This is a genomic window from Variovorax sp. 01T432 (genome assembly GCF_056398605.1).
Genome location: NZ_JBFTPS010000104.1, coordinates 1 through 7,658, shown reverse-complemented (window position 1 = coordinate 7,658; position 7,658 = coordinate 1). Strand labels below are relative to the sequence as shown.

The following is a 7,658-nucleotide window of genomic DNA, read 5'->3' as shown; positions in this document are numbered from 1 at the left end:
GTCTCGATGTACATGCGTTACATGGTAGTAAACGAACCCGAATTTACAAGGTAAACATACGCTATTTACATGGGAACACAATTAGGCCAAAAAACGGCGCGAAGCCGCGCCATTGCTTGATCTATCGCGTTTTAGAGGCCAAAGCTCGGCTTAAGCGGCGTATCGGCCGATAGCTTCATGGCCCAGGCGACGAGGTCGGGATTGAGCTTGAATCTGCGGTATTCCTCATAACCCTTGCGAGGCATGAAGGTGGGCTCTCCCGGCTTGTTCTCCTCGGGTGCCCAGCGGTGGCCGAGGTCGTAGTCGACCAGCCAGGTGGCCCAGCTGACCTCGCCGATGGTGCCGCGCGACGGTGGCGTGCCGGCGACGCCGGAGATCACGTAGTAGGTCTTGGAGAAGTCGAACTTCGGATTCAGCAGAATGGCCTGCATCGAGGATGACGAGTTGACCTTGCCCATGCCGAGCACCGCACCGCATACGCCGTCGGCATTGCAGTAGACGGGTTGGAGGGCGCCGGGGACAGTGATCGGCGTCGCGCTCTTCCAGTAGCGCTCGTACCAGTGCTGGAACTCGCCGGCGCGATCGCCGGTGTTCTGCCCGATCTCGAACATGGCGGCGACGAACACCTTCACCTTGACGGGCTCCGCGACGCGCGCCTCGGGGGGCGAGGCGCAGCCGGCGGCAAGGGCCACCACCGCCGGCAGCACCATCCAGCGGACGCGAACGGACCAGGCATGAAACATGAAATCTCTCCAAATACAAGAACAAGGTTGAACGTCGATATGGGCGCGTTCGCACCGGCGTCCATTGTCGCGTCCTACGACGGCGAGTCCTTCGGGGCAGGAAAGTCAGAGGCATCTTCTGACAGCCGAAGCCTGATCCACGGCAATGCCTATGCCCGCCATTTCCAGCCGCCCGGTGCCGCTCGGCAACGGCCTCGTCTATGTCAATCCGGGCATGCCGGGTCTGAGGCGTGTCAGAAGCGGCGCGCGCTTTCGCTATCGCGACGCGGAAGGGCGGTGGCTGAAGGATGCTGACGAGATCTCACGGATCAGGCAATTGGCCATCCCGCCCGCCTATACGAAGGTGTGGATCTGTCCGCTGGCGAATGGGCACCTTCAGGCCATCGGTGTCGACGCTCGTGGACGCAAGCAGTACCGGTACCACGCAGACTGGCGTTCGCTGAAGGACGAAGCGAAGTTCGAGCGGCTCGAGGCCTTCGGCCGCGCGCTCCCCATGATTCGCGCTCGCGTGGCGCGCGATTTGCGGCCGAAGCCGAGGGTGCCTGTGGAGCGCGAACTGGTTCTCGCGACGCTCGTCCGTTTGCTCGACACGACCTTCCTGCGAGTGGGCAACGAGGAATACGCTAGCAGCAATGGGTCTTATGGGCTCACGACCTTGCGCAACAAGCATGCGGCCATTCAGGGCTCATCACTGAGACTGCGATTTCGCGGAAAGAGCGGCGTGATGCACGAGACGGAGATCACCGACCCGCGGGTGGCCAAGGTGGTGCGGCGCTGTCAGCAATTGCCGGGACAGGAGCTGTTCCAGTATCAGGTGGCGGACGGAAGTGTTCGGACCCTGACGTCCACCGACGTCAACGACTATCTGCGGGAGGCAGCCGGAGACAACTTCACGGCGAAGGATTTCCGCACGTGGCACGGCACTGTGCAGGCGCTTGAACTCACGAGACTGGCCTGCGAAAACACGAATGAGGCTGGAACGCCGAATGCCATGCGCTACTGCACGAAGCAAGTCCTCGAGACTGTGGCCCGACAGTTGGGCAATACCCCCGCGGTGTGCAAGAAGGCCTATGTGCATCCCGCGGTGCTGTCACTCGGCGCCAGGTTGGGGAGCGACGCAGAGGCCATGAACAGCATCTGGAAAATGCTGGCCGGCCTTTCCAATTGAGCAACGCAAAAAGCCCAACCTTTATGGGGTTGGGCTTTTTGGGGCTGTAAGAGCCTGACGATGACCTACTTTCACACGGGAACCCGCACTATCATCGGCGCTGAGGCGTTTCACTGTCCTGTTCGGGATGGGAAGGAGTGGGACCACCTCGCTATGGTCATCAGGCATAACTGGTTGTTGTCGAGACTGGGTCTGGACAACGAATTCATAGAGTTTGGAATCAGCATGTGCAACGTGTGAGGTTGCTGAATGKGTTTGAATGCGTCAACTTGGCATAACACCTTGATCATAGATCAAAGTTATAGGGTCAAGCCGCACGAGCAATTAGTATCAGTTAGCTTAACGCATTACTGCGCTTCCACACCTGACCTATCAACGTCCTGGTCTTGAACGACTCTTCAGGGGGCTCAAGGCCCCGGCAGATCTCATCTTGAAACGAGTTTCCCGCTTAGATGCTTTCAGCGGTTATCTCTTCCACACTTAGCTACTCGGCAATGCCACTGGCGTGACAACCGATACACCAGAGGTGTGTCCACTCCGGTCCTCTCGTACTAGGAGCAGGCTTCCTCAAATCTGCAGCGCCCACGGAAGATAGGGACCAAACTGTCTCACGACGTTTTAAACCCAGCTCACGTACCTCTTTAAATGGCGAACAGCCATACCCTTGGGACCGGCTACAGCCCCAGGATGAGATGAGCCGACATCGAGGTGCCAAACACCGCCGTCGATATGAACTCTTGGGCGGTATCAGCCTGTTATCCCCAGAGTACCTTTTATCCGTTGAGCGATGGCCCTTCCATACAGAACCACCGGATCACTATGTCCTGCTTTCGCATCTGCTCGACTTGTCAGTCTCGCAGTTAAGCACGCTTATGCCATTGCACTATCGTCACGATGTCCGACCGTAACTAGCGTACCTTCGAACTCCTCCGTTACGCTTTGGGAGGAGACCGCCCCAGTCAAACTGCCTACCATGCACTGTCCCCGATCCAGATAATGGACCTAGGTTAGAACCTCAAACACACCAGGGTGGTATTTCAACGTTGGCTCCACAAGATCTAGCGACCCTGCTTCAAAGCCTCCCACCTATCCTACACAGATCTGTTCAAAGTCCAATACAAAGCTACAGTAAAGGTTCATGGGGTCTTTCCGTCTTTCCGCGGGGAGATTGCATCATCACAAACATTTCAACTTCGCTGAGTCTCAGGAGGAGACAGTGTGGCCATCGTTACGCCATTCGTGCAGGTCGGAACTTACCCGACAAGGAATTTCGCTACCTTAGGACCGTTATAGTTACGGCCGCCGTTTACTGGGACTTCAATCAAGAGCTTGCACCCCATCATTTAATCTTCCAGCACCGGGCAGGCGTCACACCCTATACGTCCACTTTCGTGTTTGCAGAGTGCTGTGTTTTTAATAAACAGTCGCAGCCACCGATTTTTTGCAACCCATTCATGCTCCGTTGTTCACTTCACACTAATAGGGCACACCTTCTTCCGAAGTTACGGTGTCAATTTGCCGAGTTCCTTCTCCTGAGTTCTCTCAAGCGCCTTAGAATACTCATCTCGCGCACCAGTGTCGGTTTGCGGTACGGTCGTGTGTAGCTGAAGCTTAGTGGCTTTTCCTGGAACCTCGTTCAGTCACTTCACAAGCAAGCTTGCTCGATCGTTGGCCTCGGTATATGACGGGCGGATTTGCCTACCCATCGCCTACTTCCAACTAAACCGGGATATCCAACACCCGGATGACCTATTAAGATCCGTCCCCACATCGCACTACACATCGGTACAGGAATATTGACCTGTTTCCCATCAGCTACGCATCTCTGCCTCGCCTTAGGGGCCGACTCACTCTACGCCGATGAACGTTGCGTAGAAAACCTTGCGCTTACGGCGAGGGGGCTTTTCACCCCCTTTAACGCTACTCATGTCAGCATTCGCACTTCTGATACCTCCAGCACGCTTTACAACGCACCTTCACAGGCTTACAGAACGCTCTCCTACCACTTGCAATAAATTGCAAATCCGCAGCTTCGGTAACTGGCTTAGCCCCGTTACATCTTCCGCGCAGGACGACTCGATCAGTGAGCTATTACGCTTTCTTTAAATGATGGCTGCTTCTAAGCCAACATCCTGACTGTTTTAGCCTTCCCACTTCGTTTCCCACTTAGCCAATTTTAGGGACCTTAGCTGGCGGTCTGGGTTGTTTCCCTCTTGAGTCCGGACGTTAGCACCCGGTGCTCTGTCTCCCAAGCTGTACTCGTCGGTATTCGGAGTTTGCCTTGGTTTGGTAAGTCGCCATGACCCCCTAGCCAAAACAGTGCTCTACCCCCGACGGTAATACTTGAGGCACTACCTAAATAGTTTTCGGAGAGAACCAGCTATTTCCAAGTTTGTTTAGCCTTTCACCCCTATCCACAGCTCATCCGCTAGTTTTGCAACACTAGTCGGTTCGGACCTCCAGTACCTGTTACGGCACCTTCATCCTGGCCATGGATAGATCACTTGGTTTCGGGTCTACACCCAGCGACTATCGCCCTATTCGGACTCGATTTCTCTACGGCTTCCCTATTCGGTTAACCTTGCCACTGAATGTAAGTCGCTGACCCATTATACAAAAGGTACGCAGTCACCCTTGCGGGCTCCTACTTTTTGTAAGCATGCGGTTTCAGGATCTATTTCACTCCCCTCCCGGGGTTCTTTTCGCCTTTCCCTCACGGTACTAGTTCACTATCGGTCGATGATGAGTATTTAGCCTTGGAGGATGGTCCCCCCATATTCAGACAGGATTTCTCGTGTCCCGCCCTACTTGTCGTTAGCTCAGTACCACACAGGTCTTTTCACGTACGGGGCTATCACCCGCTATGGCCAGCCTTTCCAAGCTGTTCCGTTAAGTCTTGTGCTATCACTAACAGGCTCTTCCGATTTCGCTCGCCACTACTTTCGGAATCTCGGTTGATGTCTTTTCCTCGAGCTACTGAGATGTTTCAGTTCACCCGGTTCGCCTCGCATACCTATGTATTCAGTATGCGATACCTTTCGGTGGGTTTCCCCATTCGGAAATCTCCGGATCAAAGCTAATTTGCCAGCTCCCCGAAGCTTATCGCAGGCTATCACGTCCTTCGTCGCCTATCATCGCCAAGGCATCCACCACATGCTCTTATTCACTTGACCCTATAACTTTGACGTTTCTTCACAGAAACCAAAATCAATCAAGGAATGGTCAGGTCTTTCACCTGACGCGTTATGCCGTCTTCATAAATCGATTTGACTCGAAATTGAAGTTCATTTGACGCAATCAAAAATTCATGTTGCTGACGGCACGGTGAGCCATGAAAGCTCTTCCGTCAGCAACGCTGATTCGACTCTATGAATTTTTAAAGAACAGCCGATTGATCAGGAGATCCCGATCAACAACAAAGAAGCCTCATGCTCKCGCACAAAGCCGCTTTGGTGTTGAGTGTGTATAAGCATCGATCGTTGTCGATGGCTATCGCGTATATGGTGGAGGATGACGGGATCGAACCGACGACCCCCTGCTTGCAAAGCAGGTGCTCTCCCAGCTGAGCTAATCCCCCATGTACCAACAACCATTGGACGGGATGGTGGGTCTGGTTGGTCTCGAACCAACGACCCCCGCCTTATCAAGACGGTGCTCTAACCAACTGAGCTACAGACCCAAGCCGGTCGCTTTGGACCAGGCCTAGACCTTAGTCGCCGGGCGACAACCTTCCAACAACCGATAAGTGTGGGCGTTCAAATTAAATTGCTGTTTCCAGAAAGGAGGTGATCCAGCCGCACCTTCCGATACGGCTACCTTGTTACGACTTCACCCCAGTCACGAACCCTGCCGTGGTAATCGCCCTCCTTGCGGTTAGGCTAACTACTTCTGGCAGAACCCGCTCCCATGGTGTGACGGGCGGTGTGTACAAGACCCGGGAACGTATTCACCGTGACATTCTGATCCACGATTACTAGCGATTCCGACTTCACGCAGTCGAGTTGCAGACTGCGATCCGGACTACGACTGGTTTTATGGGATTAGCTCCCCCTCGCGGGTTGGCAACCCTTTGTACCAGCCATTGTATGACGTGTGTAGCCCCACCTATAAGGGCCATGAGGACTTGACGTCATCCCCACCTTCCTCCGGTTTGTCACCGGCAGTCTCACTAGAGTGCCCAACTAAATGTAGCAACTAATGACAAGGGTTGCGCTCGTTGCGGGACTTAACCCAACATCTCACGACACGAGCTGACGACAGCCATGCAGCACCTGTGTTACGGTTCTCTTTCGAGCACTAAGCCATCTCTGGCAAATTCCGTACATGTCAAAGGTGGGTAAGGTTTTTCGCGTTGCATCGAATTAAACCACATCATCCACCGCTTGTGCGGGTCCCCGTCAATTCCTTTGAGTTTCAACCTTGCGGCCGTACTCCCCAGGCGGTCAACTTCACGCGTTAGCTTCGTTACTGAGTCAGTGAAGACCCAACAACCAGTTGACATCGTTTAGGGCGTGGACTACCAGGGTATCTAATCCTGTTTGCTCCCCACGCTTTCGTGCATGAGCGTCAGTACAGGTCCAGGGGATTGCCTTCGCCATCGGTGTTCCTCCGCATATCTACGCATTTCACTGCTACACGCGGAATTCCATCCCCCTCTACCGTACTCTAGCTATGCAGTCACAGATGCAGTTCCCAGGTTGAGCCCGGGGATTTCACAACTGTCTTACATAACCGCCTGCGCACGCTTTACGCCCAGTAATTCCGATTAACGCTTGCACCCTACGTATTACCGCGGCTGCTGGCACGTAGTTAGCCGGTGCTTATTCTTACGGTACCGTCATGAGCCCTCTTTATTAGAGAGAACCTTTTCGTTCCGTACAAAAGCAGTTTACAACCCGAAGGCCTTCATCCTGCACGCGGCATGGCTGGATCAGGCTTGCGCCCATTGTCCAAAATTCCCCACTGCTGCCTCCCGTAGGAGTCTGGGCCGTGTCTCAGTCCCAGTGTGGCTGGTCGTCCTCTCAGACCAGCTACAGATCGAAGGCTTGGTGAGCCTTTACCTCACCAACTACCTAATCTGCCATCGGCCGCTCCATTCGCGCAAGGTCTTGCGATCCCCTGCTTTCATCCGTAGATCTTATGCGGTATTAGCACAGCTTTCGCTGCGTTATCCCCCACGATTGGGCACGTTCCGATGTATTACTCACCCGTTCGCCACTCGCCACCAGGATTGCTCCCGTGCTGCCGTTCGACTTGCATGTGTAAGGCATGCCGCCAGCGTTCAATCTGAGCCAGGATCAAACTCTATAGTTCGATCTTGATTTTTTCGCTCTTTCGAGCAACTCATAAAAACGGAATTGAAGTGAACTTCACTTCTATTCTCATGAGCGTTTAAAGTCTTGCGACTTTGTTCCGAAGAACTTGGCAATTGCCTTCAAACGCCCACGCTTATCGGCTGTATATTTTTAACGAACCGCGCAAAACATCTTCTGTTTCACACCGCGCTTCGCTGCGATCAGCGAAGCCTTCGATTATCACACGTTTTTAGAAGAACGCGCAAACTTTTTTTTCTTCCTCCTCCCCTTTCGACCACCACCAAACCCCTTCGGGGTCCGGCGCTGCTCGTCTTGAGCGGAGCCTTCGATTATGACACGGTTTTTAAACCCCATCAACTTCGAACCGCTAACTTTTTTGACCTCGCCTGCCACTTCCTCAAGAAGCAACGCCGGGGCCGTTTTCAGCGGAGC

Annotated in this window: 3 protein-coding genes, 2 tRNA genes and 3 rRNA genes; 1 reads left to right on the top strand and 7 read right to left on the bottom strand. The window is 54.0% G+C overall.

Going from position 1 to position 7,658, the window contains the following annotated elements; translation table 11 throughout:
* Positions 1-131: 131 nt before the first annotated feature.
* On the bottom strand, positions 132-743 hold the full coding sequence (locus tag AC1DNF_RS35135; RefSeq protein WP_478153496.1) for a nucleoside phosphorylase-I family protein: 612 nt from the start codon (positions 741-743) through the stop codon (positions 132-134).
* Positions 744-894: 151 nt separating this feature from the next.
* Between AC1DNF_RS35135 and AC1DNF_RS35130 the strand changes: the two genes are divergently transcribed.
* On the top strand, positions 895-1,911 hold the full coding sequence (locus AC1DNF_RS35130; protein ID WP_478153494.1) for a DNA topoisomerase IB: 1,017 nt from the start codon (positions 895-897) through the stop codon (positions 1,909-1,911).
* A gap of 52 nt (positions 1,912-1,963) precedes the next feature.
* Here AC1DNF_RS35130 and rrf read toward each other — a convergent pair.
* From rrf to AC1DNF_RS35100, 6 genes are all read right to left on the bottom strand, one after another.
* Positions 1,964-2,076: ribosomal RNA gene (gene rrf, locus AC1DNF_RS35125) — 5S ribosomal RNA — on the bottom strand.
* A 138-nt stretch (positions 2,077-2,214) separates the two neighbouring features.
* Positions 2,215-5,084 (bottom strand): 23S ribosomal RNA (locus tag AC1DNF_RS35120).
* A 328-nt stretch (positions 5,085-5,412) separates the two neighbouring features.
* Positions 5,413-5,488: transfer RNA gene (locus AC1DNF_RS35115), tRNA-Ala, on the bottom strand.
* A 25-nt stretch (positions 5,489-5,513) separates the two neighbouring features.
* Positions 5,514-5,590 (bottom strand) — tRNA-Ile (locus AC1DNF_RS35110).
* Positions 5,591-5,689: 99 nt separating this feature from the next.
* Positions 5,690-7,224, bottom strand: a 16S ribosomal RNA gene (locus tag AC1DNF_RS35105).
* Together the 16S, 23S and 5S rRNA genes with 2 tRNA genes alongside form the textbook arrangement of a ribosomal RNA operon.
* A 221-nt stretch (positions 7,225-7,445) precedes the next feature.
* On the bottom strand, positions 7,446-7,658 hold a 213-nt coding region (locus AC1DNF_RS35100), incomplete at its 5' end, for a hypothetical protein (RefSeq protein ID WP_478153492.1).

Coding starts and splice junctions, on each gene's coding strand:
- AC1DNF_RS35135 (WP_478153496.1), bottom strand. CDS start 743: ATGTTTCATGCCTGGTCCGTTCGCGTCCGCTGGATGGTGCTGCCGGCG.
- AC1DNF_RS35130 (WP_478153494.1), top strand. CDS start 895: ATGCCCGCCATTTCCAGCCGCCCGGTGCCGCTCGGCAACGGCCTCGTC.